Origin of the sequence: Acinetobacter sp. 243_ASPC, assembly GCF_001054715.1 — a bacterium.
Lineage (GTDB): Bacteria > Pseudomonadota > Gammaproteobacteria > Pseudomonadales > Moraxellaceae > Acinetobacter > Acinetobacter soli.
Window position 1 is genome coordinate 1 of sequence record NZ_JVOR01000138.1, and the last position, 25,897, is coordinate 25,897.

23 protein-coding genes and 2 pseudogenes are annotated in these 25,897 nt (G+C 38.4%); 10 read left to right on the top strand and 15 right to left on the bottom strand.

Translation table 11 applies throughout. The annotated features are described in order from the left end of the window. Positions 1–480 (top strand): IS3 family transposase (locus ADA42_RS17290; RefSeq protein WP_048766493.1); only part of this gene is annotated, 480 nt, incomplete at its 5' end. On the opposite strand, the pseudogene ADA42_RS18285 reads toward ADA42_RS17290, so the two are convergent. From ADA42_RS18285 to ADA42_RS17320, 7 genes and pseudogenes are all read right to left on the bottom strand, one after another. Further along, a pseudogene (locus ADA42_RS18285) lies at positions 445–639 on the bottom strand (IS982 family transposase); the annotation flags it as partial. The gene ADA42_RS17290 and the pseudogene ADA42_RS18285 overlap by 36 nt on opposite strands. Positions 640–876: 237 nt before the next feature. Further along, positions 877–2,985, bottom strand: coding sequence for a TonB-dependent receptor family protein (locus ADA42_RS17295; RefSeq protein ID WP_048766495.1), 2,109 nt, complete (start codon positions 2,983–2,985; stop codon positions 877–879). Between the two features lie 348 nt (positions 2,986–3,333). After that, positions 3,334–3,621: a type II toxin-antitoxin system RelE family toxin gene (locus ADA42_RS17300; RefSeq protein ID WP_005130374.1), complete on the bottom strand. Its 288-nt coding sequence runs from the start codon at positions 3,619–3,621 to the stop codon at positions 3,334–3,336. Beyond that, positions 3,611–3,859 carry a type II toxin-antitoxin system Phd/YefM family antitoxin gene (locus ADA42_RS17305; RefSeq protein WP_005130375.1) on the bottom strand — a complete coding sequence of 83 codons (249 nt, stop codon included), beginning with the start codon at positions 3,857–3,859 and terminating at the stop codon, positions 3,611–3,613. Before ADA42_RS17305 ends, ADA42_RS17300 begins: the two co-directional genes overlap by 11 nt. A gap of 2 nt (positions 3,860–3,861) precedes the next feature. After that, positions 3,862–4,287, bottom strand: coding sequence for a hypothetical protein (locus ADA42_RS17310; RefSeq protein WP_005130376.1), 426 nt, complete (start codon positions 4,285–4,287; stop codon positions 3,862–3,864). Between the two features lie 266 nt (positions 4,288–4,553). Continuing rightward, positions 4,554–4,793: a hypothetical protein gene (locus ADA42_RS17315; protein WP_005130377.1), complete on the bottom strand. Its 240-nt coding sequence runs from the start codon at positions 4,791–4,793 to the stop codon at positions 4,554–4,556. Next, on the bottom strand, positions 4,790–5,419 hold the full coding sequence (locus tag ADA42_RS17320; protein ID WP_005130378.1) for an AAA family ATPase: 630 nt from the start codon (positions 5,417–5,419) through the stop codon (positions 4,790–4,792). The genes ADA42_RS17315 and ADA42_RS17320 overlap by 4 nt, the downstream gene beginning before the upstream one ends. A 428-nt stretch (positions 5,420–5,847) precedes the next feature. On the opposite strand from ADA42_RS17320, the gene repM reads away from it, so the two are divergent. Both repM and ADA42_RS17330 read left to right on the top strand, forming a co-directional pair. Further along, on the top strand, positions 5,848–6,762 hold the full coding sequence (gene repM, locus ADA42_RS17325; protein ID WP_004843977.1) for a replication initiation protein RepM: 915 nt from the start codon (positions 5,848–5,850) through the stop codon (positions 6,760–6,762). Positions 6,763–7,321: 559 nt separating this feature from the next. Beyond that, positions 7,322–10,867, top strand: a complete 3,546-nt coding sequence (locus ADA42_RS17330) for a plasmid replication protein, CyRepA1 family (protein ID WP_048766502.1) — start codon at positions 7,322–7,324, stop codon at positions 10,865–10,867. Between the two features lie 491 nt (positions 10,868–11,358). Here ADA42_RS17330 and ADA42_RS17335 read toward each other — a convergent pair whose 3' ends face one another. The 5 genes from ADA42_RS17335 to ADA42_RS17360 all read right to left on the bottom strand — a co-directional run bounded on the left by ADA42_RS17335 (position 11,359) and on the right by ADA42_RS17360 (position 16,800). After that, positions 11,359–12,183, bottom strand: coding sequence for an Abi family protein (locus ADA42_RS17335; protein WP_004837875.1), 825 nt, complete (start codon positions 12,181–12,183; stop codon positions 11,359–11,361). A gap of 64 nt (positions 12,184–12,247) precedes the next feature. Beyond that, a protein-coding gene (locus tag ADA42_RS18290) for an IS5 family transposase (protein WP_414629817.1) occupies positions 12,248–12,999 on the bottom strand; the annotation gives its coding sequence in 2 pieces (ribosomal slippage) (positions 12,248–12,765 and positions 12,765–12,999; 753 coding nt in all). 234 nt (positions 13,000–13,233) lie between these two features. Further along, a complete protein-coding gene (locus ADA42_RS17350) occupies positions 13,234–15,702 on the bottom strand; it encodes a relaxase/mobilization nuclease domain-containing protein (protein WP_048766508.1) in 2,469 nt (822 codons plus the stop codon). Continuing rightward, entirely contained in the window at positions 15,686–16,174 is a 489-nt protein-coding gene (gene mobC / locus ADA42_RS17355; protein WP_005130386.1) for a plasmid mobilization relaxosome protein MobC, read from the bottom strand. The genes ADA42_RS17350 and mobC overlap by 17 nt, the downstream gene beginning before the upstream one ends. 380 nt (positions 16,175–16,554) lie before the next feature. After that, on the bottom strand, positions 16,555–16,800 hold the full coding sequence (locus tag ADA42_RS17360) for a hypothetical protein (RefSeq protein ID WP_005130387.1): 246 nt from the start codon (positions 16,798–16,800) through the stop codon (positions 16,555–16,557). Positions 16,801–16,952: 152 nt separating this feature from the next. Here ADA42_RS17360 and ADA42_RS17365 point away from each other — a divergent pair, with 152 nt between their 5' ends. Continuing rightward, positions 16,953–17,177, top strand: a complete 225-nt coding sequence (locus ADA42_RS17365) for a hypothetical protein (protein WP_005130388.1) — start codon at positions 16,953–16,955, stop codon at positions 17,175–17,177. Between the two features lie 100 nt (positions 17,178–17,277). Here ADA42_RS17365 and ADA42_RS17370 read toward each other — a convergent pair whose 3' ends face one another. Together ADA42_RS17370 and ADA42_RS18845 are read right to left on the bottom strand one after the other, a co-directional pair. Beyond that, positions 17,278–17,982 (bottom strand): IS6-like element IS1006 family transposase, encoded by a 705-nt coding sequence (locus ADA42_RS17370; protein WP_048766510.1) that lies wholly within the window; start codon positions 17,980–17,982, stop codon positions 17,278–17,280. 64 nt (positions 17,983–18,046) lie between these two features. Then, positions 18,047–18,669, bottom strand: a pseudogene (locus tag ADA42_RS18845) (transposase); the annotation flags it as partial. 160 nt (positions 18,670–18,829) lie between these two features. Here ADA42_RS18845 and ADA42_RS17385 point away from each other — a divergent pair. The 6 genes from ADA42_RS17385 to ADA42_RS17410 all read left to right on the top strand — a co-directional run bounded on the left by ADA42_RS17385 (position 18,830) and on the right by ADA42_RS17410 (position 25,396). After that, positions 18,830–19,165 (top strand): carboxymuconolactone decarboxylase family protein, encoded by a 336-nt coding sequence (locus tag ADA42_RS17385; RefSeq protein ID WP_004740263.1) that lies wholly within the window; start codon positions 18,830–18,832, stop codon positions 19,163–19,165. 529 nt (positions 19,166–19,694) lie between these two features. After that, positions 19,695–20,654: a GlxA family transcriptional regulator gene (locus ADA42_RS17390; protein WP_005130393.1), complete on the top strand. Its 960-nt coding sequence runs from the start codon at positions 19,695–19,697 to the stop codon at positions 20,652–20,654. Positions 20,655–20,769: 115 nt separating this feature from the next. Continuing rightward, the gene (locus tag ADA42_RS17395; RefSeq protein WP_005130394.1) at positions 20,770–22,008 is read left to right on the top strand and encodes a M24 family metallopeptidase; all 1,239 of its coding nucleotides are present in this window, start codon (positions 20,770–20,772) and stop codon (positions 22,006–22,008) included. Positions 22,009–22,062: 54 nt separating this feature from the next. Continuing rightward, positions 22,063–23,355 carry an MFS transporter gene (locus ADA42_RS17400; protein ID WP_005130395.1) on the top strand — a complete coding sequence of 431 codons (1,293 nt, stop codon included), beginning with the start codon at positions 22,063–22,065 and terminating at the stop codon, positions 23,353–23,355. Between the two features lie 12 nt (positions 23,356–23,367). Continuing rightward, on the top strand, positions 23,368–24,273 hold the full coding sequence (gene yddG, locus ADA42_RS17405) for an aromatic amino acid DMT transporter YddG (protein WP_005130397.1): 906 nt from the start codon (positions 23,368–23,370) through the stop codon (positions 24,271–24,273). A 556-nt stretch (positions 24,274–24,829) separates the two neighbouring features. Continuing rightward, entirely contained in the window at positions 24,830–25,396 is a 567-nt protein-coding gene (locus tag ADA42_RS17410) for a recombinase family protein (RefSeq protein ID WP_004897285.1), read from the top strand. 39 nt (positions 25,397–25,435) lie between these two features. Here the strand turns inward: ADA42_RS17410 and ADA42_RS17415 are convergent. Next, on the bottom strand, positions 25,436–25,897 hold a 462-nt coding region (locus ADA42_RS17415; protein WP_048766514.1), incomplete at its 5' end, for an IS3 family transposase.

Below are 25,897 nucleotides of genomic sequence, written 5' to 3' on the forward strand. Positions count from 1 at the left end.
GTCTATACCGCCTTTATTATTGATGTGTTCTCACGAGCAATTGTTGGCTGGAAAGTATCTACACGAATGAATACAGATATGGTGCTCGATGCATTGGAGCAAGCATTGCATGATCGAGGCATGCCAAAGAATGTGATTCATCATTCCGACAGAGGTGTGCAATATCTTTCCATTCGTTATACCCATCGTTTAGAAGCAGCAAATTTACGAGCATCAGTCGGTACGACTGGTGATTCATACGATAATGCTTTGGCTGAAACGGTGAATGGCTTATACAAAACAGAGGTGATTGAATATCTAAAAGCAGATTGGCAAGGTTTAGCAGATGTACAACTTGCGACACTAAACTGGGTAGATTGGTTCAATAAAAAGCGTGTACACAGTGCACTGGGTTATGTATCGCCTTTTGAGTTTGAAGCAATGTACTATGATAAGATTAACCCGTTAGGTCCAACTTTGAATAAGGCTTTCCAGCTGTAAAGGTGGATTTCCTAATCGTGTATTTAAAATTACTGCAATGGTATGTGAAAGAATCTTACGCGTAATTCTATGCGTTAAATGCCATAAATCTTTAGCTCTTACTTTTTGAATGTGAAATCGTTCAGTTAATTGACCTATAACAGTCTCAATTTTTCTACGAGTAACCTTTTATCGGTTTATTTTAAGGGATTCTAGTATCTTTTATTAGATTTGAAGGTTGTAGGTTGAGCTGAGCAACTTATGCCGAGGGCTGACATTTATCAGACAGAGTATCCATTTCAGCTTTCGGTGCTGTCTAGAAATAAAGGGAAAGTGGTTTCAGGCGAGGACATCACTTTTGCAAAGATGAATGAGAGGTGTCCCTGCCTGAATATTTGCTTTTCTAGAATTGAATGTTTAGAAATCAAATGAGGTTTGTAGATAATACGTTTGTGGCGCACCTACATACATTCCACCGACTTGATCTGCTGAACGAGTGTAGTATTCACGGTCAAATAGGTTCTTCACACCGAAGCCCACTTTGAGACCATTGAGTTGTGTGTTGGAAAAATCATAGGATGCCCGAACACCCACTAAACCATAACCAGGAATGTTGCCATAGCGTCCAGTAGCATCATGGGTGCCCGATGCGGTTTGACCAGATTGACCGTAGAAATTAGTGTTTAGTGTCCATTGATCAACTTTATAGTCTATTCCAGCATTACCTACCCATTGTGAATAAAAGTCGAGATCTTGTCCTTTATTTTCCCCAGCAGATGCGGTTGCTTTGGTGTAAGTTGTATTGGCATACAGCGAAATACCGCTGAGTTCGTCACTGATTGCACCGAGATTATATTTAAATCCGAACTCGGCTCCTTTGTGTTCAGTGGCACCTAAATTTGAGTAAGTTTGAGTTGCATCATCTCGTTTTAATTCATCAGAAAAATCAATATAAAACAGGGTGAATTCTAGGGATAGATATGGGTCTAAATAGTGTGTACCAATTTCATAATTATTGGCTTTTTCAGGTTGTAAGCCCTGCATGGTCAGATAGGCACCTGACGCATTGGTATTGGCCATTTGGCTATATTGTAGTGGTGCAAAAGATTTACCGTAGTTTGCAAAAATATTCCACAAATCATTGGCTTTATACATGACTGAAAAGCTTGGTAATACTGCATCATAGGATTTTTCAGCATGTACTCCGTTGAGTACCGATGCATCTTTATTTAATTTGTACATATTTTCGGTGGTTTTGATTTTCTCAAAACGAACACCAGGAATCAGAGACCATGCACCCACATCTGTGCGGTTGTCGATGAACAATGCATGTGCATCTGTTTTCCCGTCTGCTTTGGTCCAAGCATATTCATTTGTAGGGCCTGTGACCGTGTTATAGCTTGCACGATTAACCGCCTCTTCACTGGTTTCATGTAGATAGCGATAGCCCACAGAAACTTCATTTTCAGTAGTCCCAAGTTGGTACGCATGCGAATACCGTGGCTCGATTGCCGTCACTTTATAATTACGTGGCGCCGTTTGGTACAGTTTTGATCCACTACGTTCCATTCCTGCATCACGGAAGGTGTCAGTGTGATAGGCCAAAAGCTCAAAGGCATTGTCATCTTTTTTATAGCTGTATTTAACTGAACCGTCAGTACGATGCCCTTTCATATAATCATGATTGCGCAAGGACTGATATGGATTTTCAGCAAATTGAGCAGGGGTTAAACCTCCAGGCATATCTACATCTGCATCGTAGCGGTGTAGATTGGCTTCAATTTTTGCATATTCATCTATTGCATAAGCTGCTTTTAAGCGAATATCGTTGATGTCAGAGTCATCATTTTTATCGCGAAAACCCTCTCCATTAACGCCAGAATATAACAGCGCTAAGCCTAAACCGTTGTCTAAGGTTCCACCCACAAATAAGTTGGGGTTAAATTTTACATGACCGTTTTCTGCAATTTCTGTAGTGAGGTCTACCGTTCCAGCAAAGGTTTCAGGAATTGTACGTGAGTTAAAGTTAATAATCCCTCCTACATTTTGTGGTCCAAAGCGAACAGAGCCCGCGCCACGCACCACGTCGATACTTTCAGTATTGCCTAAACTAGTGGGTGCTAAGGAGAGTTGTGATTGACCATAAGGGGCAAACGAAAGTGGAACACCGTCCACGAGTACCTGTGAGCGTGGTGAAAACCGTGACGTTAAACCACGGACACCGATGCTTAACGATGCATCACTCCCTGCTGTTCCTGCATTTTCAGGAGCTTGAATACCAGGCACAGTGCGTAAAGCCTCTTTGACAGAAGTTACGCCTCGGTTAATCAACTCATCACGCTGAATGACTGTACGCGCTCCAGCATGATTTAGTACTTTCTGTGCATTGGCTTCATCTAACCAGTTGCCTTCGGCTTGCACAGTTATCGGGTTAAGCGTCACAGTAGGGTATGTATCGGCTGCATAAAGTATGGAGGGAAATAAGCAGAGGGTGAGGACTAATTTTTTGAAATTAGGGAGTAACACAAGAGATCCTTAAAATGATGTATAGGTGAAATGTGAAGAAAATATGGAGAATTTGTAAGTTTGTGAAATAATAAGCTGACTAGCGAAATATGTAAATGATAATTGTTTGCTTTTTTATTCAAGTGTTATATAAAAATTATTAGAATAAAGGGAATAGTGAAAGCACTTAAAAGGGCACTGTTGCAAATAGATGATCCCCTATTAAATGCACAATTATAGTTTCTAATTAGTTTTAATTTAGTTTCAATTAAATATTAAAAAACAACTAAAATCTGTAAGATATATTCCATATGTGCATTAAGCAGGAATTCCTTAATGAAAGAATTCCTGCTTAATGCAATCAATTACTTATGAATGTCGAGAGTTGGCTTCATCATACACAGCATTGTTTTCACGTCTGCCTACGGCAATGACGATGAAAATAACCTCATCATCAATCACTTCATAAACCAAACGATAACCAACACTGCGAAGTTTGATCTTGTAGCGGTTAGGATGTCCTGGGAGCTTATTCTTGGGAATGCGAGGATTCTCTAGTACCTTGATCAGTTTCTTCTTCAATGGTTGCTTAATACTTGGATTAAGCTTATTCCATTCTGCTAATGCTTCTTCTAAAAAGTCTAACTTATAGGTCATCAATATTTACTCGAATGCGTTTTTGATTCGCACGAGCATCTGCAATTTTGTTGAGTTCCAGGTCTTCCAGTTGTTCCATCATGGTTTCATACAAATCAGCCGGAACACAGTAAAACGCTGGTATATTACGATTAAGGATCGCTACAGGTTCACCTTTACCTGCTAACACTGTATCCATCGGACTCTTTTTGAGTTCAGTAATACTTGCAGTCATTCGTGCATGGATTAATTGAGTCATAGTTAGGCCTTTATAAAGTTAAGTGTTTGCAGTTTGGGTTGAATCACTACAAGTAGGTTCGGGTAGCTAATCTCAGCATACCTCTCTAATGTGCATCTTAATTTGATAAGTAGGGTTGAATCAGTGACGAGGAGCATCTTTGCAAGATAAGGCATCGCTGAACGAAATGCCTTTAACCACTTACGATGTTGCTCAATAATATCTATAGGTTGTTGCATCTCTAGCTCAGCTAACCCAGGAGCTACGTCAAGATCACACCATGAAAGTATCTTTAGAGCTTTTTCTAATGTAGTAGTTTTAGTTACCTGCCACTCTTCCTCTCTTTCATCCATCAAATCGAATAGATGTCTGAGTTCCTGCATACGAACTTCATCCTCTCGTTTCAAACGAGATTTTTCAGTCATATTCCAAACAGCATCAGAATTCATAGATTCTCCTATTCAACGCTATGACTATAGCATTCCTAGAAGCACATTTAAAGATGCGATTAAAAAAACCATAATGAGTACTTTTCGCTACTCGATAAACGGTAGAAACTCCACAACCAACTGCTTTAACTATTTCATCCTTGGTCATGTTCCGACATGATATAGGTCTAACAAATACAAAAAAGCCCTTAATCATTAAGGGCTTTTCCACACGCAAATCACAACCAATTAAAAACTAAATTAGTTTTATATTAGTTTCAAATTAGTTAATTTTCTTCACTAAGTTTCTTCAGAGCAAATCTGATAATTCCATTATGGGTTTGACCATATTTTTCAGCTAACTCAGCCAATAGCTGATACTCATATTCGTTCATTGGAATCGTATGCGTCTTAAATTTTCGAGGTGCTTTGGGATCTAGTTTTTGAGTAGTCTGCTCATTTGCCCCATTGATGAATGCGTCAATTTCGGGTGATGAAGGCTTCGTAATTTCTCTTTTCTTAATCACGCTAAAAGCTCCTTCATAAATGATTCAAACTCTTCGATTGCTTTTGGATTATTTGATTCAACAACACCTTTCCCTTCAGCAGTAACATCACGATAAACCTTCCTGTCATGAATTACTGACGACAACGCTGTGAATAATGGAAAATCCGCCAGGTAATCATTTGCTTGTTGTACTTCAGATACAGATGGATTGGTTGGTGCCAGCGTTAATAAACCAAATGGTTTTAAGTCTTCATTAAATGACTTGGCTTGATCTATGACTTCAGAGAGATGAGGTAAAGTATCAAGATCGAACTGTGATGGCCTAAATGGTACTACAAGGTAATGAGCTGTTAGCATTGCTGTTCTAAGCTCTTTACTATCATGTCCAGCCACATCAACAATCACATAGTTATAACGGCTATCCAGGTCTTTCAGTGTGTTCTTGATGTCACCATAGCGTTGAACACAATGAACTTTTGGCAGATCAGTTTCATCTCTGTCTTTTACCCAATTAGCTGAACTTTGTTGAGGATCTGCATCAACTAATACTATGTCTTTCTTATGTTTAGCAAGATATGCTGCAATGTTGATGGCTATTGTTGATTTACCACATCCGCCTTTTTGACTTCCAATTAAGATAATCATTTTACTTGTAATTTGTAACTAATTTGAATTCAATATAGTTTTATTTTTCATTGGTGTAAATACTTACTTAAAAAATCTTGTTGTCCATTGATTTAGTATTAGTCTACATTTTCCCACCTAAATTAGGGTTATACTTCATGCTAATTCATCACTGTAAATGGATACTCGTAAAACAAGAAATTCTCTTAAATTTTTAAGCAATAACATTTTTATTTTTAAATAATTTTAATATTTTTATTTTTAAATCCTCTGTAAGCCTTATCTAGAAGGTGTTTGAGAGCTTATTAGTCTACATTTTCCCACCTTTAAGTCTACATTTTCCCACCTTTAAGTCTACATTTTCCCACCTTTAAGTCTACATTTTCCCACCTTGTGCCTACACTGTTTGTTAGTGTATGCTAATCTGATAATTACATGGGGAAGTCTCAGTGAAAAATGAGCTCGTAGTTAAAGATAATGCGTTAATTAATGCTAGCTATAATTTAGACACAACGGAACAACGATTGATTTTATTGGCAATTGTCCAAGCGAGAGAGTTAAGTAAGCATGTGGATGCTAATAGCACGCTAGAGGTTCATGCTCATCATTACATGAAGCAGTTCAACGTCGATAAACATGCAGCCTATGAGGGGCTTAAAAACGCAGCTAGCAACCTATTTGAGCGCAAATTCAGTTACAAGGGTATCCATGAGGGGACTCAACAGGAAAAGATAGTGAAATCACGTTGGGTTTCCAAAATAGCCTATGTTGATTCAGCCGGGATTGTAGAGCTCACTTTTGCACCTGATGTCATACCCTTGATTACACAGTTAGAGAAGTCTTTCACTGCTTATGAGCTGAAACAGATTAGCTCTCTTACAAGCAAATATGCAATTCGTCTTTACGAGTTACTGATTCAATGGCGTAGTGTTGGTAAGACACCTATGTTTGCGTTAGATGACTTTCGCTTTAAGCTTGGATTAGCAGAGAGTGACTATGTCAAAATGGCGAACTTCAAAGCCAGGGTACTCGATACAGCATTAAACCAAATTAATGAATTAACAGATATCATTGCTTCTTATGAGCAACATAAAAATGGACGTGTGATTAGTGGCTTCTCATTTACGTTCACAACAAAGCAGCAACCTAAGGAAGTCACTCACACCAAAGCCAAGAAGCTAACGGATAAGCAGATTCAATTTTTTGCCAACAAGCTAGCTCACCATGACCCATTTGCAAGCCAAAAAGCTGCAGTAGGGGAAAGCTATGCTGATCTAGAAAAAAGGCTTCTAATTGAATTAGAGGATGTTCAAAATGTTAGAAAGTATTCTGGTGTTCTAAAAGAGTTGGGATTAGAAGTTTAATGGTGAAATAAAATTAGTTGTTAAGTGAAACTAATTTGGTTTTACTTTGGTTTTGTTTTAGTTCTAATTTAAGTTAAGCTTTATAAAATCATATTTTAAACTATTTATGTAACAAAGCTAAATCCCTACTTCCTCTCGGATTGAGCAAAGCGAAAACCTAAGCTTTCGAAAGTCATGTCCTTGATTTAAATGGCAAAACCTGACATTGAAATAATTCTAAAATTAATCCATGCCAAAGCAGCAAGAAGTGGATTCAGGTTGGTATATCAATTTTTACTGAGTTAAAAAATCACTGACGTATTTTTATGTCAGTGATCAAACTTTTTTTTCAAAATCCCAACTTTTGGAAAATCATTTTTTTTTTATTTGTTAATGTCCGTTACTGAGTACACGTCGAGGACATATAGCTGATTACTTAATGAATAGTGAGTGAGCTATAGACCTGACTGTATTCAAAAATATTGCTTCAGAAGTTAAAGTCTCATAAATAAAAAACCCCAATAGCTAAATCTTGTGGCGGAACTAGCTATCGGGGTCTGAAATACAGGAACATTGTAACGTGTTCAAAAACAATATACACGAATTTTTGTTAAATCTTGGCTACGAAACGAACAATTTACCGTTTCAATTTGTGCTAGAGAAACACTATCGAATCCCAAGTATCGGGAAAAGCAGAAAAAACCGTTCTACTGACGTTATTTTAAAAAGCAATGGTCTGTATCTGATCTATGATCATTCGACTGGCGAAAGCTACACGTTCAATCCTGAATGGAAGCAAGAACAGCAGAGCCATGATGCTGAGTATCTGCAAAAACGCCAATTAGAAATCGAAAAACAGCGCAAAGCTGAAGAAAAATCGAAGATCATTCAATTTGCATCAAAAGCCAATGAAGCCAAAGAGATTTGGAACAAGGCACAGCATTGTGAAGATCATCCTTATATGGCAGTTGCAGGGATTAAGCCAATCAATGCGCGAACAATGCCAGTGGTGAAAACTTCAGGCGGTCAGACTTTCCATAATCCGTTGATCATCCCTTTGTTTGATGTTCATTCACATGAACTTGTGAATCTGCAATTCATTACACCTGAAGGTGAAAAACGCCCATTATCAGGCGCGCAAAGCCAGAATTTTTACTTTGTCATCGAAGGTGCAGAACCGACCATTTTTGTTGAAGGTTACAAGGATGCTTGCAATGTGCATCTTGCAACTGGACGCCGTGCGATTGCGTGTATTACTGCTGACAAGATCAAGGAAGTCTATCCGATACTTGGGAAACAGCAGGACGCTATCCTTTCCGACAACGACAACAAAGCCAAGATCAATGATGATGGTTCAAGAAAGGTCTTACATAACAGAAAGCAGATCGCTGCTTATGGAAAGGGGCATAAGGTTGCAACTGAACTTGGTACAAGATTTTATCTAGCCCCTGAACTTGGTTCGGATGCGGGAAGCATGACGCATGATCAGATCAATGCACTGCTGAATCAAAAGCCCACTTCAGAGCTACCGATATTCGATGTATGGACACAGTTAAAAGATCAATCCTGTGATGTTGAAACCAAAGCACTGATCAATGCGCTGCTGAATGAAAAAGATGCTCAGAAATGCGCTGGATTGGCTTATCAGTACATGATCAGGAACTCGGTGCATGTTCCCTATAAGAAAAGCCTGATCGAGCTTAGAAACGAAATAGAGCTGTCTTGTATTGGGAAGGTTCACCCGACTACGTTGGACAATATTGTTCTTTATGTTCAGAACAGAATTGAATACGTCAAAAATCAGGGATTAACGGCGGTTACGATTCAAGATCATAAAAATCATAACGTGATTAACCTGGCTTCGCTTGATGACTTCAAACCGAATTATCAGGGTGCATATCTGATCAAAGCCCCAACAGGTTCGGGAAAAACGCAAAAAGTCGGACGCCCTTTCCGCGATTGGTGCAGAAACAACGGATATTCATTCCTAACAATTGCTCACTTGCGTAGTTTGATTCGTGAAATGGCGTCACGTATGGATACCGCCCACTATGATGATGAAAAAAAGGGCATTGCTGAAGCGCGCAAAATCGGTCTTGATGCTGCTTTAAGTCACTCGATTGAATCTTTATCCGTGTGCCTGCCAAGTCTGGCGAATGAGCTATTCAAGCCATTTATTAATGACTGCAAGCATGTGTTCATTGATGAGATCAGCCAAGTGATCGAAACATTCAACAGTGACAAACTATTCAAAAAGACTGACATTGAACTTGTTTACAAGCTGCTAAAAACGATCATCAAAAATGCTGAATGTGTCATTGTTGCGGATGCGAATATTAACCAACAGACGTTGGATTTTATCGAATCGTGCCGACTTGGTGAAAAACTGCATATTGTAGAAGTTGCACCAACGGATGAAAACAAGACCGTTCACCTGTATAACAGCTTCGCAGAATTGCAGAGATTTATCCTTCAAAAAGTTATGGTCGAAGATCAAAACGTATGGATTACATGCGATTCAAAAAGCCATGTTCAGACATTGCAGGCCATCCTTAATGATCTTGATATTCAGAACATTGCTATTGTTGGAAATGAAAACATAAAAAAAGAAACAGCCGAATTTTTGAAGAATCCAGAAGCTGAATCTTTGAATTATCAGATCGTAATCTCCACAAGTGCAATCGCTTCAGGCGTATCAATCGAACATGATCACTTTGATCTCGTTGCAGGATTCTTTACTGGTTCAAGTGTGCAGCCGACAGACGCTTATCAGATGCTTGGTCGTGTTCGCCAGTGCAAAGAATTTCACGTATTCGCAGATCAGAACCGCCGTTATGTAATGGACGTTTTAGACGCATTGCAGGGAAAGCAGCAGGCCAGTGCATTAGAAGGTTCAAAAGCAAAAATCACAGAGTTTTCTTTATTTAAAACCGAACTTGAAAAAGTGCGTGAAACCCGCCGTTCTAACTTCGCCAATAATCTGATCTGGATTCTGGAAAGCAAAAAATTCACCGTTAAGCGTGTGCAGCAGTTTGATGCTTCAGATCATGTGGAGTTTTTCAAACATACCAAAGCCAAGATCAAAGCAGATCATCAAGAACGTATTAAAAACGCTTACAAGATTGATGCTGATACGGCGGTCAGACTTCAAAGAAAAGACTTCTTGTCTGAAGCTGAAGCAATTGCTTTGCAAGCCCATGAAATGCGAATGAAGTTAGGTCTTCAGCATGATGCAGAATTGAATGATGAACACTTCAACATTGATCTGGGTCAATTGATACGTTTTAATGCGTTTCTGGGGCGTTTCAAACCTAGCAATGACAAAGCAAGGGATTTGTCAGTTAGACGCTACCGCGAAGCTATGGGGAAGGTTTACCGACTGGCCTTTGATGGTGTTGATATGCAGCCTGATGCAATCTTTACCGAAACAGGCGCAAAGCTACTCATTCAGCAGATTGCAAAATATAGATTGTTGCTTGCTGCCATTGGTGCAATCCCAACGCGTTTTGGTGTGCAGTCGTGGAAGCCAAGTGCATATTCAGCCAGAGATTTAAATGAGATTCTGAAGCACATAGGAATCAATTGCAGACGTTGCAGAAATCCCTTTTCACCGAATTTGAAGAAAAAGAAATCTGTGCAGATACCCCATAATCTATATATAAGAATAGAGCCATCTGCACAGATAAGTGATGAATACGCTTACAAGGTTGATGCTGAACACTTCGTCATGATGCAGCAGCTTTGTGATTCTCTATTCAATGCCAGTGAACAGCAGATCGCGCCTGAAGATATGCAGCAGCTTGCTGATGTTGTCGCTTCAGTCGGGAAGCCTGACTTTGTTTCTGATGTTGTTTCTTTGGATGAGGTGCAGATTGATATTGCATCCGTTGCAGTCGTAACCACAGCAACAGAACAGCAGCTTGCTATTGAGCCATGCAATGACGCGGTATTCATTGATGTGATGCAGGAGCTTATGCGGTCAGACTTAACCCTTGCTGATTTGTACCGTTTGAAAGATTACGCAGAGCATTTACCGAAACAGCACGTTTCTGCTGGCAGTGCTCAACAGGTATTAGAGCTGGATTTAATCAATTCAATGATCAGTAGCTGGGTGTCGATTGGATAGCCTAAGCAATCATTCTTAGGCTATTTTGGTGATCAGGGCCAGAAAGACATTACGAGTATAATGTCCTTCAGGTTACTTTCGTTATTTACCGAAATCATTTCTATCTGCTTGATTGTCCAGTGGACCAGGTAGACAGCAAGTACGCACCAGAAACAGCAGATTCATATTTTTAATTATACCTTTCTACTATCATCGTATATACGAGAGCATTTAATTGAATTACATGGGAACTAATACCATGAATTCAAAGTTAATATTTCAGCAACTATGCCACTTTTAAAACTTCCAATTTATGTTCTCTAATTTTATTTATGACTTCCGTCATAATTATTATGTTGCAACATTTGCAACGTTATTGGTATGATTACCATGTAGTCTTACAGAACTGATGATTTGGTTCATAAGGTCTTTAACCCAAGGAGTGTTATTGACTGGTATCTGTAGGCAGAGATACGAAAAAGGCCGATCAGTAATGACCGGCCTTTTTCACGTCAGCACGAAAATTCCCTAATCCCATCATTTGATGCCAGGTGTAATAACCTTTGGTATGACTTTGTCGCTTTGTAATGCTCTAAGGTATCAGCACATAACCACGAAAGCAGCTGTAACGCATAGCGGATCTCATTATTCAAACGCTTGATTACTTCTACTTGATTAGTTGGTTCATATATTAAAATTTTACCGGTACCCTTTTCCTTCACGTCACTGAATTTCCATACTGGTTCTAAATGTGCCAATCGGTTTCTCCAGTCTTTAACCGTTTTAATACGATCAATGATCATCTGGTGATGCTTGTCTGGCACCATGTTGGTAAAGTTTTGGAAGATGATAGGGAATAGCTTATGCCAATCTATCAAATCGCCATTATTGTATTTCTTTGCTGATAATACATAGGTCCATTTTCCAAATTCGAGTTTTGATACGATGATTTGTGGCAGCAACTTTAGGTCTGTTTCTCCTTTATGGGTGATCTTTCTAAATGCTTTTCCTGTTTCGGTATAGATTGGTCTGCCTTTTCTATCCTGTTTAGGATCACCATTAGGGTCAACATCCACAAAGCTAAAATATTCATACCATCTGAAGTTGCTTTCAACTTTTTTCGGGAACTTTGCTGATACTTCTTCGCTTAATGCTACGTGTATCCTATTTCTTAGGCACACTTCAATCGTACTAAGCAGAATATACAGCTCTGATGATAAAGCTTGATTCCAGTGGTAGTAGTGAAGGCAGTCATCATCTGTGCCGCATTTAAATATCCTCCTGTATGAAGATAATCTATGGCTACTTATTGATTGAATAATGTAGGATTTTGGCATTTTATAAATTGTATTGATCGAATTTTTTTATTATAAATCAATTCACTAATCTTAGGGCGTGTCCTCATTTGGCTTTACACCAAATAAACATGCAAGCAATGTAAATCATAGACTGGTAATTTCGTGCAAGCTTATCAAATCGGGTTGCAATCGCTCGGAAATGCTTCAATCTCGCAAACACATTTTCAACTAAATGTCTTAATTTATATAGATATTTATCAAACTCCTTATTCGATCTTTTACTATTTGATCTCATTGGAATGATGGGAATCATATCCTTGTTCTGGGCATATATTCTAATGTGCTCAGCATCATACCCCTTATCAGCAATGAGATAAGTTGCCTCGCCTACAGTATCAATCAGTTGTTTTGCAACTTGACTGTCGTGGACGTCACCCCCAGTGATTTTAAAATCAATCGGTAATCCATTCGCGTCGGTTGCAAGATGTATTTTTGTTGTTCGTCCACCGCGTGATTGTCCAATTGCTCTTTCGAAACCATGCCGAGCTCCACTTGCATGTTGATGCACGCGTATGTAGCTTCCATCAATGAATACCCATTCCTGATCCAAGACGCCTCGTAATCTAAAAAAAATTTATCCCATAATCCCTTACTTGCCCAGCGATTAAAGCGATTGTAAGCAGTTTGCCAAGGGCAAAGTTCTTGAGGAATATCACGCCATGTCGCACCCGTACGCAGTTTCCATAAGATCGCTTCCATGATATTTCTACTATTTTTTGAACGGTAGCAACCATGTAATCGCATAGTATCTTGAATTTGCTGCCAGATATCATCGGTAAGAAGAGTACGTGCCATTGAAAATATAGAAATAAAAATAACTCAAAGGAGGATTTTAAGTATTTAAAACCAATTCTTCAAATGAGGACACGCCCTAGTGTACATCAAATAAATCAGGACAAATTAAGCTAAAGATTACTGTTATAATCTTTAGTTACTCTATTCTGATAATGCTCGAAAGAGAGAAATTACTTTTGACACCATTTCCGATGTTGTTAGGGAAGCATTAAAAAATCCCGTTGGCTGATTTCTTTAAGGACTTTCAAAGTTAAAAGTATTGGCCAGCTCAGGGTCTAGGCTTTGATCTACTCTAAGCTCGCTATCGCTCGGTTGAGACGTGATGTTGTTAGGTTTTGGAGATTTGACCGCCTCAAGGGTTGATTTCATACTTTCAAAGTTGTCTAAACAGGCCTTGTATGCGGATATTTCGTCCTTAAAACGTGAATTTTGTGGCTCTAAAACAACATCACATTTCAAATTTTTGAGCATCCTTTCGTCATTTTTTATGATTTTTTCTATTAGCTCATAGTCACTTTGGTTCAGCATATTTCTTGCCCGATTCATGTAATCGTTAAGTTTTTTTGACTTCCTGCTAATTATATGAATAACATCAAATTTTCTACCATGCTGATAGGCATAGTCTTGCTGCGCTGAAAACTCTTGATGTGCAAGCGCATAGTCAGGATAGTAGGCATCACCTCGTAGGTATTTAAATTCCTTGGCAGGTTTAGGTTTGGGACGTATTTTGCTGATTTCTGCTGTTAGTCGATCAATATCTCGACCAAGCTCATGACACTCTTTATCTGTGTCTGTAAGCCGCTTACCGTTGAGATCAATGCTTCTATTTCTTTGCTGTAATCCTGTGGTGCAGGCATCTGCGACACCTTCAAGAGTATGGTCTTGAGCTGTGTCTTTTCGTCTTTCAACTCCGTTTGCACTATATTTTTTAGCATATTCACTAAGTCCTGACCTTCTGAGACCTTCATCCATAACTTTTGATATTGAGAGGTGAAATTGGTTATTAATTTCTGTTGAAATTCTGCTGAAAAATTTCCGTGTTCTAGCTGTGAAATTTCCGATTTCATCTGCGAAATCAAATCCTTTTTTGTTTGGTTCTCTTTCTCTAAATCGCTGATTTTGTTGTTCAAGTCTTGTTCCAGCGTCTTGTAGGAATCCAAGATGGTTTTTAATGAACTGACTTGCTCCAGCAATAATTCGGTTTGTTGCGTCAGCAAGTAGTTTTGTTCTGCTAGGTACTGATCTATTTCTGTCTTCATTGTTTATCTCCGTAAAGTGTTCAGGTAATTGATTTGGCTTTGTATTGACTGCGAGTTTTGTTGGATCATTTCTTTTTGGGCGCTGATTGTTTTTAAGTTCGTACTGGACAGATAGGTTGTATATAAGCTCATTAAAAGCATCAGCACTCCAAATACTGTAACTCCCCATGTCGTGTGCTTGGCTGCTTGCGACTGCAATAGAGACTGGATTTCGGTCTGTGTGAACTCCGCTTGGTTCTCTATCGCTTGTTTTACTAGAGCTTGGACTTGCTTCTGATCTATTGAAATGCTGCTGATTGCTTGGTCGATTTTGGCCTGCAGCGCTTGGACTGAAACTGAAACTTCTTGGATTTTCGACAAATCTGTATTCGAGATTATCTTTTGAATCGCGTCTAATTGCGCTAGAAAGCTCGCTTTTTCTTCTTTCAGGTCTTGGGGATTCAAGTTCCCGATTTCGGTCAAAATCGAGCTTAGAGTCGACTCTATAGCTGTGGTCTTGGTTTCTACCTTGTTTAGAAGGGTGGTGCTTTGCATGATAGGCAGCTCGCTTTGCTCTACTAAGCTCAAGAAGCTCCTCAGCTTCTCCGATAGCTTCTGCAAGCTCGCTATCAGGTCGGTGGCCTGTTGCTGCCTGTCTAAGACGCTCTGCATAAGCTCCAAGTTCGAAGTTTTCACAATAAAGGTCTCCTCTAAGTCGGTGTGTGGTTTCTTTTTCGTTGTCTAGTGTGACTGATACAAATGCTTTCCCTGCCTTTACTGACTTCACTCCTTTAAAACATTGAATTTCCGCAACGATGTCAGCCTGATTTACAATCTCTCCAAGTTTCATCATTTCACGGATGTGAGCATCCACATATCTAACAAACTGCTTTCTTTTCATGGTTTCAAGATTTTGTTTTGGAATGATTTTTTCTGCACTCTTATTGATTTTGGCAACCCAGTTGGGTTCTTGTACTTCCCTGACCCACCGTATGTCATCTGGGCGTGACCATTGATACTTGGTGTTGAAGTAATCTCGCAGAGGGTCGAAGTGGTCTTGATGACCAGGTGGTGCAATGTTCATTGCTTTCCCACTTGCCAGGTCGATACGTGGAATCAAAACGTGGATATGCTTTGAGCCATTATCGTCAGTGTGCAGTACAGCAAACAGGTGGTACTGTGATGGATCTAACCCTGCAAACGAATGTTTCTCAAACTCTGTTAAAACTTCGTGGATTTGCTCTTGAGCCGGGGCATCATCAGGTGACCATGCAATCACGCCCGATGTGTACTTCCACAAGTGGGGGGTGGCATTGCAAATGGCGTTGAATGTGGTCGCATCGCCTCGTAAAACTTCGATTCCTGCTCGTACATGTCCTTTGTGATCCAAGTCATCCAGTAGATAAGCTGAAGCGTGTGCAGCCGATCCCTTACCGTGCTCTAAAAACTTAATATGCACTTTCATCGATCTCCATTGACTGAAGTGAGTCCAGTTTTTTTTCAATGCGTTCAGGTGGCTGTCGGTTGAGATTAGGTAAAGTGGGGGACAGATTTTCTAGTTCTGTCTGCATGGCTTTTAAAACTTGGAAGCAACCAAAAATATTCAACTTGCGTTGCTCTTGGGTGTCGGCATTTTTAATGATGTTCAATGCCCTGGCCATTTGATTCAAGTTGTTACCAATTTTGGAAAGCTCAAGCAGAAGTAGTGGGTCGGTATGCTGATACCGATTGATAACCTGTAAAACCGTTTTTGTTTTGATTCTTGGTGGTTCTTCTTGGTCGTGTAGTCGTTTAACCGTGATCACATCTTTCATTATCTCCTGCTGAATGAGTGAATGAATAAAGTCCGTAAAGGTCATGCTTTCTTTTTTTAGATAGGCTTCCAACTGCTCTAATTGCAGTTCGGTTAATCTGAAAATCTTATTTTTTGTTCGCATCCCATTCCCCTATGAAAGGCTTTTGCTTTTAGCTCAACGAAGTTGAGCTGCCCATCTGTGATGGGCTAAGGGTGGTCTTAGGAGGGGCTCCCTCCTAACAAGCCCTGTATATAAAATTTGAAGAATTTGTATATACAGGTAGGCTTGCTTTTTGCATTCCGATCCCCTTAATACCTTCAATAGTAAATCGGAAGATGGTCGAAATTTTTTTTAGTTCATGAAAATGGTTTATGTTTTATGTGTGTTTGTCTCAATAAATAATTTTTTATAAAGTGAATCTAAGACTTTCATTTTTCTGTTTTTTATGGTTTGAATTTTTCCTCTTTTGTAGCGGTTACTTTAATTTCAAATGCTACAAAAGAGGAAAGGGTAGTCATAAATTAATAGTCAAAGTTAAAGAAATTTTCTGGAAAACAAGACAGAAATGCTTTTTGAATATCGCTGTATTCACCTTCTGGATGTTCCTCTAAATACCGTCGAGTCCAAATTAGTGTTGCTTCATAATCGTTAAAGCACTGATCGAGTTGTAAAAAAATCCAAAGTTCATGTGCTTTTTGGATGAAAAAGTCATTAATGATCATAAGTGCAATTTTCTTTTCAGTATTTGCATTAGGGTATGAATACATAATGTTTTCTCCTATAGAGATGGTAAATAGATTAGTTGATAAGCTATTTATAACACACAAAAATATGTGCTTACCACATATTTTTGTGTGTTTTTATGTAAATGTAACCCTATGCTATAATCTCAAGACACCATTTCTATAAATTTAATCAAATGCCATATACTGAATTTCAACGTCTTATCGGTAAAGCAGGGCTTTCAATTAAAGAATTTGCTGAATTATTGGACATGAAACCTAATTCGATTACGAATTACAGTAAACAAGGTGTCGTGCCTACACATATAGCTGTAATTGTTGCGTTGATTTCTACGATGAAAGATGAGGGATTGGATTTCTATCCAATTTTTGAAAAAGTTAAATCGTATTCAAAAGATTAAAACTCTCGTTTTTTAATTGTTTTAAGCTGTGAGTGATGATGTAAAAAAGGCACTGTTGCAAATAGAGATTTGAGTCGATGATGTTCCCTTTAAAAAGTACTTAGAGACCGAAAACCCTGTTGATTAGACACACTTCACCCTGAGGCTGACCATAATAAAATGACGATGCTTGTCCTTTACGTAGTGCACGCATGACTTCAATACCTTTAATTGTGGCATAAGCCGTCTTCATAGATTTGAATCCTAATGTGGCCCTGATGATCCGCTTTAGCTTGCCATGATCACATTCAATCACGTTATTTTTATACTTAATCTGCTTGTGCTCAAGGTCTGGTGGACATTTACCTTCCGGTTTTAACCGTGATAAAGCACGTCCATATGTGGGTGCTTTATCCGTGTTGATCACTTGTGGAATTTGCCACTTCTTCACATTATTTAAAATTTTTCCAAGAAAACAATATGCTGATTTGGTATTACGTCTAGAAGAAAGATAAAAATCAATGGTATCGCCACGTTGATCGACTGCACGATACAGATAAGACCATCGTCCATTCACTTTTACATAGGTTTCATCAATATGCCACGAGCTCAGATCTGTAGGATTACGCCAATACCAGTGTAAACGTTTTTCTATTTCAGGAGCATAACGTTGAACCCAACGGTAAATAGTCGTGTGATCAACATTCACACCCCGTTCGGCCAGCATTTCCTGCAGTTCACGATAGCTAATGCCATATTTACAATACCAGCGCACAGCCCAAAGAATGATTTCGCCCTGAAAATGCCGACCATGGAAAGGATTCATATGCTGCACCTTTAGCTAAAACAGTCTTCAGCTTACCATTCGTGGTTATTTGCAACAGTGCCTTTGGTGGCACAATCGGAGGACGGCCACAACCATAACTTTTATGCTTTTTATATCCTCGAACAGCGGCAATGCCATTGTTCTTCATGATCTTCAGCACACGATTGGGGCCACAGCTTTCACCTAGCTCTTTAAGATCCAGCGTGATGCGACGATAACCATAGATGCCATAACTGGCATCATAAGAAGAGCGGATCAGTTGTAATAACCGTTTGTCTTCAATTGTTCTGCCTGATTCGGGTTCATGTAGCCAGGCGTAATAGCCAGCACGAGCAATCTTAAGAACCCGACACATCGTTTTAATCTTAAATTGATGGCTGTACTCAAGGATAAACTGATACTTTACTCGGGCAGGCTTGCAAAGTACCTTGCGGCCTTTTTTAAGATATCTCGCTCTTCTTCAGTTTGCTTAAGCTGACTTTTAAGACGAAGGATCTCTTTCTTTGCTTCGAGTAGTTCATGTTCATCAGGGTTGTTGCGTAAAGGCTGTACGGCCTTTAGCCATTTATAAATGCTGTGCTGTGATACACCTAAACGTTCAGCCACATCAGTGACAGAATATCCACGTTCGGTAATCAATTTAACAGCTTCATCTTTAAATTCTGGGGTGTATCGTTGTCCACTCATAATGTTCTCTCCTATGCAAAAAGAATAGACGAAATTTGTCTAGGAGAGTGGTGGCAGTCCATTTATAAGATTAAAATTACGGTGTTTACACAAAATTTAAGAAATTTTATCTTCAATTCAACTAATATTAAATCTGTATTTAATCAAAGGTATTTTTAAAATGTTCCTAGATTGGCCAGAACATACAGCACATGTCAAAAAATCATTTGGATCTTTAGGAAAAACTCATCCTAAAATGCTTCAAGCTTATTTAGCACTTAATGATGCTGCTGCTGCCGAGGCATTAGATATCAAAACACGTGAATTAATATCTATAGCAGTGGCAATCACTACGCGTTGTGAAAGCTGTATTTCAGTGCATGCAGAAGCAGCAATGAAAGCTGGCGCAACAGAAAGCGAAGTAGCTGGTGCTTTAGCTACAGCAATTCATTTGAATGCAGGAGCTGCATATACATTTGCTTTACGAGCTTTAGAGGCATGTGAAGCACAGAAATAATATCTTTATTAGGTATTGAAAAAGATAATTTGACTAGAAAAACTGCTACATAATTATTTGAAAAAATTTAATGTACAGTCTCAAAAATGGGAGTTCAACAAAACTCCCATTTTTTATTATTGAGTCAGTTCTTAGTCGATGTAATGAGAATTTAATATAATAGTAATTGCATTAAATTTCTTTAATTATCATAAAGATAATATCATTTTTAAAATTTCGTATAACCGCCATTATGTTAAATGGGTAATAATAAATTGGTGGGATAGTGCAGTTTTTTAAATTTCTGATAAGAGATTGTCTGTTGAATCTGTAACAAATAAGATGTCAACTAATATTCTGTTTCAAATAGGTTTGTTAATTAAAAATTATATTCTGAACCAATATTTTTTGGTGCGTTTGGCTTCCAGGATTTTCTGTAGTATCTAAGGTATTACCTTACACTTTAAAATTATTTAAATCTGAAAAATCAAAATTGTGGTCCTAAAATTGCTTAATAAAAATATGAAAAAAAGTAAAGTATATTAATTTTATGTTGCAAAACTCTAAGCGTATTGGTTTTCTATTGCTCGATAACTTTTCCATGATTGCCTTTTCAAACATGCTTGAAGTATTACGTATGGCTAACTATGTCACACAAGATAATTTATACCAATGGAACGTGACGGGTTTAGATGGTCATCACAGTTGCGCAAGCAATGGTCTGCAAATACAACATACCTGTGTTTTGCCACATTTACTGAATATGGATATCGTTTTTATTTGTGGTGGTTTTCAACTGTATAAGAATATGACCCCATACTTAAAGAATTTTTTATATCGGCTTGATCAACAAAAAATTGCTTTAGGTGGTTTATGTACAGGTGCTTATGTATTGGCAAAAGCAGATCTGCTAAATGGCTTTCGTGCTAGTCTTCATTGGGAAAATACCTTAGCTGCACAAGAAGAATTTCCATTAGTACAATTTACCCCGCATATTTTTACCATTGATAAGAATCGTTTTACCTGTTCTGGTGGGCTTGCAGCGATTGATTTAGGCTTGGAACTTGTTGAAATACATTATCCAAATATTGCTAAGAGAATCTGTGAGCAATTTATTGTTCATCAAGTACGTGAGAGCAATGAAATTCAACATCAACCCATTTCTGAACATAGGAAAAAACTTGATTTTCCAATTCAAGATGTATTGCGCTTAATGGAAAATAATATTAATGAGCCTTTAACCATTGCTGAAATTGCACAGCATGTAAAAATTCAACCGCGTACCTTAGAGCGCTTGTTTAAAATGAATCTGCAATTGGCTCCGAAAGAATATTATTTAAAACTAAGACTCACCTATGCACAGAATCTACTTAAACAGTCTACTTTAAGCATTTCAAATATTGCTTTGGCATGCGGTTTTTGTAACGGATCTAGTTTTACTAAAGCATATAAAGCTTTTTTTAACTATTCACCCAAATTTGAACGTAATGTTCTAGATTTTGCTAATTAGTATTTTTTAATCTTGTCGGTTTTTGAAAACTTTCTGACGTTTTTGGCAAAAATACCTACTCATATTCTGGATAAGCTTAGGTGATTGGTTACATCACATTGATCTAGGCACATATATGAATACTTTAGTAAATAATTTGGCTGTTTCAGAGCTACCATCATTATTAACCATTGAAAATGGTGAAAAAGTTTCTGCAACATTTTCATTATCTGAGTATCAAAATAGACAAAGCAAGCTACGCCAACTAATGGAAGAGCTAGAAATTGATCATGTTCTATTTAGTTCAATACATAACATTAACTATTATGCGGACTTTATTTATTGTTCATTTGGTCGCTTCTACGGTCTGGTGGTTAGCCCAGAAAAAGTGGTGACAATTTCAGCAAATATTGATGCTGGTCAACCTTGGCGTCGTACGGTTGGTGACTATAACGTTGTTTATACCGATTGGCAGCGTGATAACTATTTTAAAGCGGTTACACAAGAAATTCCGAATAAAGGTCGTGTAGGAATTGAGTTTGATCATTTGCCTTTAGAGCGTTTAAATAAGTTAAAAGCTGTTTTGCCAAATGTAGAGTTTATCGATATTAGTGCCCCATGTATGAAACTACGCATGATTAAATCTGCTGAAGAAATTGCACATATCACCCAAGGGGCTGCTGTGTGTGATATTGGTGGTTTCACAGTGACTGCAGCGATTCGTGAAGGGGTACCAGAGCATGAAGTGGCTTTAGCTTCTACCCAAGCGATGGTACGTGAAATTGCCAAACGTTTTCCAAACTCTGAATTAATGGATACATGGACTTGGTTCCAGTCAGGAATTAATACCGATGGCGCACATAATCCTGTCACAACACGCCAAGTGCAAAAAGGTGACATCTTAAGTTTAAATTGCTTCTCGATGATTGCAGGCTATTACACAGCTTTAGAACGGACACAATTTTTTGATCATTGCGATGATGCTTCACTACGTATTTGGGAAGCCAATGTTAAGGTGCATGAAGCAGGCTTAAAATTGATTCGTCCAGGTGCACGTTGCAGTGATATTGCGAAAGAATTAAATGAAATTTTCTATGAAGAAGGCTTATTACAATACCGTACCTTTGGTTATGGACACTCTTTTGGCGTGTTATCGCATTATTACGGTCGTGAAGCAGGCTTAGAATTACGTGAAGATATTGATACGGTGATTGAACCTGGCATGGTAATTTCCATGGAACCTATGGTCATGATTCCACAAGGTATGGCTGGTGCTGGTGGTTACCGTGAACATGACATCTTGGTGGTGACAGAATCAGGCAATGAAAATATTACTAAATTCCCATATGGTCCAGAACATAACATCATCAAATAATAAATTGCATAGACACTTCTTTTAGAAGTGCCTATTTGATTCGAGGGGAGAAAAATGAAAAAAGACAAGCAGGTAGAACAAAAAAACACCTTAAGACGTGTCGCAAGTGCAAGCTTTATTGGCAATTTTGTAGAATGGTTTGATTATGCAGCATATGGTTTTTTGGCAACAGTCATTGCAGTTGTTTTTTTCCCGCAAAGTGACCCTTTAACGGCATTAATGGCTGCCTATGCTATCTTTGCAATTTCATTTATTTTGCGTCCATTAGGCGGTATTTTTTGGGGGCATGTGGGCGATAAATTTGGTCGAAAAAATGCTTTATCGTGGTCGATTATCTTAATGACACTGGCTACGGTATGTATTGCACTGTTACCAAGTTATCAAAGTATCGGTATTTTTGCACCGATTATGCTATTAATATTTCGGATGATCCAGGGCTTCTCAGCTTCAGGTGAATATGCTGGAGCAGCAAACTTTCTCGCAGAATACGCCCCTAAGGAAAAAAGAGGACTTTATACCAGTTTAGTTCCTGCAAGTACTGCAACGGGTTTACTACTCGGCTCTTTAATGGCAGCAGCAATGTTCGCTTTTATGTCAGAGGCATTTTTACACGAATATGGCTGGAGAATTCCATTTTTATTGGCAGCACCATTAGGCTTAATTGGATACTACATTCGTGTCAAGTTAGAAGATACCCCAGAGTTTTTAGAACATCAAAAAAATGGCAAGAAAGAAAATTTTCCAATCAAAGCCTTATTTACCCAGTATCGACCAGCACTTTTTAAAGCATTTGCTGTTGCATCTTTAAATGCCACTGCGTTCTATCTTATTTTTAGTTACATGCCAAATTATTTAGCTACAGAGTTAGGTGTAAATAAAACGCAAGCCTTTATCTCGGGGTCAATTTCATTGCTATTTTATATTGCTGTGGTTTTTGCAATGGGCAAATATTCAGACCGAATTGGACGTAAGAAAATGTTGCTTTGGGCAAGTCTAAGCTTTATCGCACTGACTGTACCCTTGTTCTACTTACTTTCAACCGCCAGTTTTGTTGAAATGGTGATAATCCAGCTCGTGTTCTGCACATTGTTAGCAATGAACGATGGTAGTTTACCTGCATATTTAACAGAACAATTCCCTATACAAGTGCGCTATACCGGTTTTGCCTTTAGTTTTAATACTGCTAATGCATTGTTAGGTGGAACAGTTCCTTTTGTTGCAACCTGGTTAATTCAACAAACAGGTAATACCTTAGCACCTAGTGTCTTATTAATTGTAGTTGCAATTTTTGCAAGTATGGCTTTATTACAAAGGAAATCACATCGTTTAATCAATGCTAAAGCTTAAAAGGAATTGGTTATGCTTTTAAACGCTTTACCTGCACTCAATAGAAATATATCGACTTTAATTGGTCTTACAGCTGTCATATTTTGGAGTACAAATGTAGGCTTAATTCGTAGTGTCAGTGAGAGTTTTGGAGCTGTAGCCGGTGCTGCTCTAATTTACAGTGTCGCATCCGTGATTTTACTTTTCACGATTGGCATGCCTAAGTTTTCTACAATCCCAAAATCCTATTTATGTTGGGGAAGCCTTTTATTTGTTGCTTATGAATTATGTTTTGCTCTTTCTATTGGCTATGCACAAAACAGTAGACAAGCAATCGAAGTTGGCATGATTAATTATCTATGGCCAACATTTACTCTACTATTTGCAATTATTTTTAACAACATTAAGGCCAATATTTTAATTATTCCCGGTTGCATATTAGCCTTGGTTGGAATTTGTTGGGTGCTAGGGGGAGATACTGGATTTGATCTCTTCCAGATATGGACCAATTTGAAGGCTAATCCTCTTAGTTATGGTTTAGCTTTTGCTGCTGCTATTTTATGGGCTACATATTGTTCTGTGACAGTAAAAACGTCTCAGGGTAAAAATCTAGTCACTATATTTTTTGCCCTAGTTGCAGCTGTACTATGGATAAAATACCTTCTCATGAGTGGGTCAGCTCTTAATTTTACTTATGACAATACAGTCACTCTGATTATGGCGGCTGGTGCTTTAGGTTTGGGATATGGTGCTTGGAATATTGGAATTATTTCAGGGAACATGACATTAATGGCTGGCGCTTCTTACTTTACTCCCGTGTTATCTGCTTTGTTTGCTGCATTACTTCTAAGCACTTCCTTATCTTTCATCTTTTGGCAAGGTGTTGCAATGGTGACAACAGGAGCAGTCTTGTGTTGGTTAGCGACTCGAAAGCAATAAATTATTTAGAGGCTTTAAAATTAACATAATGCACGTTATGCGAAATTAGAAAAATGAGTTTATTGCACTGATATTTATCTGTTTTTTAAATTTTAGACCTGGGTTGGTGCCCAGGTTTTTTTATTGCGTATAACCGCCATTATGTTAAATAGTGGGATCATTAGTCCGTTATTGGGTTTAAAGCTCGATTCATTTGTACTATATCTTGATGAGTTGGATTAGGACCTAAAACTGAGAAGAGTTCTGGTAATCGATCACGTTTTTGTTGAGCTTCTCCTTTTCGGAGCCTGTAAATTATTTCATAGCTTTGGACTTTATCCATTTTGAGATTGCTGTTTTAGCTATGCCTAACATTAATTCCTACTTAGGGCTAACAGATGAATGTCGTATATGAGTTTTTATGTAAACTTGGAGTGTACCCTAAAGTTACAATCTGAAAGTTCATGAAATTATGTATCATTTAAATGATTTTTAATCATAAGTAACATGTAACTTTGATATTAAAGATTTATAATTTACAAAATTGTTCATTTTTATCCAATTGGGGCGAGAAAGAGTGAAAGGCCAAAAAGTAGGTTATGTGCGAGTGAGTTCGGTCGAGCAAAATACTGGGCGTCAACTTGAGGGGATTGAAGTCGACCGGATTTTTGTTGACCGTGCTTCAGGTAAAAATACTGACCGACCTAAATTTCAGGAAATGTTGAACTATGTCCGGGAAGGGGACAGGGTGATTGTACATTCCATGGATCGTTTTGCGCGAAGCCTGAAAGATTTGGTCACTGAAGTAGATAAACTGGTCAAACGAGGGATTGCCATCCAGTTTGTAAAAGAAAATATTACTTTTACGGCCGAATCCACCCCGATGGATAATTTGATGCTGCAATTGATGGGTGCTTTTGCACAGTTCGAACGTGAGATCATTTTAGAGCGGCAAAAGGAAGGAATAAAACTCGCCTCTGCTCAGGGGAAGTACAAAGGTCGGGTGCATAAACTAAAGCCTGACCAAGCTGAAGCTTTACGACAAGCATGGAGGGAAGGGAAGTATCCATCAAAAATGGCATTAGGAAAAGCTTTTGGGATTAGTCGTCAGGCGGTATACCGATATTTACAAGTTAGTGAATAGTGAACCGTACCGGGTTTGTCGGAGACTTTTTTATTTAAGTTAGGCCACCTGACCTAACGGGTTAATCTTATCATAGTATATTGCTTCAAACTCAAAAGGCGATACATAACCCAGTGCACTGTGTACACGCTTTTTATTGAACCAATCTACCCAGTTTAGTGTCGCAAGTTGTACATCTGCTAAACCTTGCCAATCTGCTTTTAGATATTCAATCACCTCTGTTTTGTATAAGCCATTCACCGTTTCAGCCAAAGCATTATCGTATGAATCACCAGTCGTACCGACTGATGCTCGTAAATTTGCTGCTTCTAAACGATGGGTATAACGAATGGAAAGATATTGCACACCTCTGTCGGAATGATGAATCACATTCTTTGGCATGCCTCGATCATGCAATGCTTGCTCCAATGCATCGAGCACCATATCTGTATTCATTCGTGTAGATACTTTCCAGCCAACAATTGCTCGTGAGAACACATCAATAATAAAGGCGGTATAGAC

What these genes read in the sequence shown, in the direction of transcription:
- ADA42_RS17335 (WP_004837875.1), bottom strand. Translation starts at nt 12,183, where the DNA reads ATGCCAAAATCCTACATTATTCAATCAATAAGTAGCCATAGATTATCT.
- ADA42_RS17385 (WP_004740263.1), top strand. Translation starts at nt 18,830, where the DNA reads ATGTTCCTAGATTGGCCAGAACATACAGCACATGTCAAAAAATCATTT.
- ADA42_RS17360 (WP_005130387.1), bottom strand. Translation starts at nt 16,800, where the DNA reads ATGTATTCATACCCTAATGCAAATACTGAAAAGAAAATTGCACTTATG.
- mobC (WP_005130386.1), bottom strand. Translation starts at nt 16,174, where the DNA reads ATGCGAACAAAAAATAAGATTTTCAGATTAACCGAACTGCAATTAGAG.
- ADA42_RS17390 (WP_005130393.1), top strand. Translation starts at nt 19,695, where the DNA reads ATGTTGCAAAACTCTAAGCGTATTGGTTTTCTATTGCTCGATAACTTT.
- ADA42_RS17305 (WP_005130375.1), bottom strand. Translation starts at nt 3,859, where the DNA reads ATGACTCAATTAATCCATGCACGAATGACTGCAAGTATTACTGAACTC.
- ADA42_RS17395 (WP_005130394.1), top strand. Translation starts at nt 20,770, where the DNA reads ATGAATACTTTAGTAAATAATTTGGCTGTTTCAGAGCTACCATCATTA.
- ADA42_RS17400 (WP_005130395.1), top strand. Translation starts at nt 22,063, where the DNA reads ATGAAAAAAGACAAGCAGGTAGAACAAAAAAACACCTTAAGACGTGTC.
- ADA42_RS17350 (WP_048766508.1), bottom strand. Translation starts at nt 15,702, where the DNA reads ATGAAAGTGCATATTAAGTTTTTAGAGCACGGTAAGGGATCGGCTGCA.
- ADA42_RS17320 (WP_005130378.1), bottom strand. Translation starts at nt 5,419, where the DNA reads ATGATTATCTTAATTGGAAGTCAAAAAGGCGGATGTGGTAAATCAACA.
- yddG (WP_005130397.1), top strand. Translation starts at nt 23,368, where the DNA reads ATGCTTTTAAACGCTTTACCTGCACTCAATAGAAATATATCGACTTTA.
- ADA42_RS17310 (WP_005130376.1), bottom strand. Translation starts at nt 4,287, where the DNA reads ATGAATTCTGATGCTGTTTGGAATATGACTGAAAAATCTCGTTTGAAA.
- ADA42_RS17300 (WP_005130374.1), bottom strand. Translation starts at nt 3,621, where the DNA reads ATGACCTATAAGTTAGACTTTTTAGAAGAAGCATTAGCAGAATGGAAT.
- ADA42_RS17365 (WP_005130388.1), top strand. Translation starts at nt 16,953, where the DNA reads ATGCCATATACTGAATTTCAACGTCTTATCGGTAAAGCAGGGCTTTCA.
- ADA42_RS17370 (WP_048766510.1), bottom strand. Translation starts at nt 17,982, where the DNA reads ATGAATCCTTTCCATGGTCGGCATTTTCAGGGCGAAATCATTCTTTGG.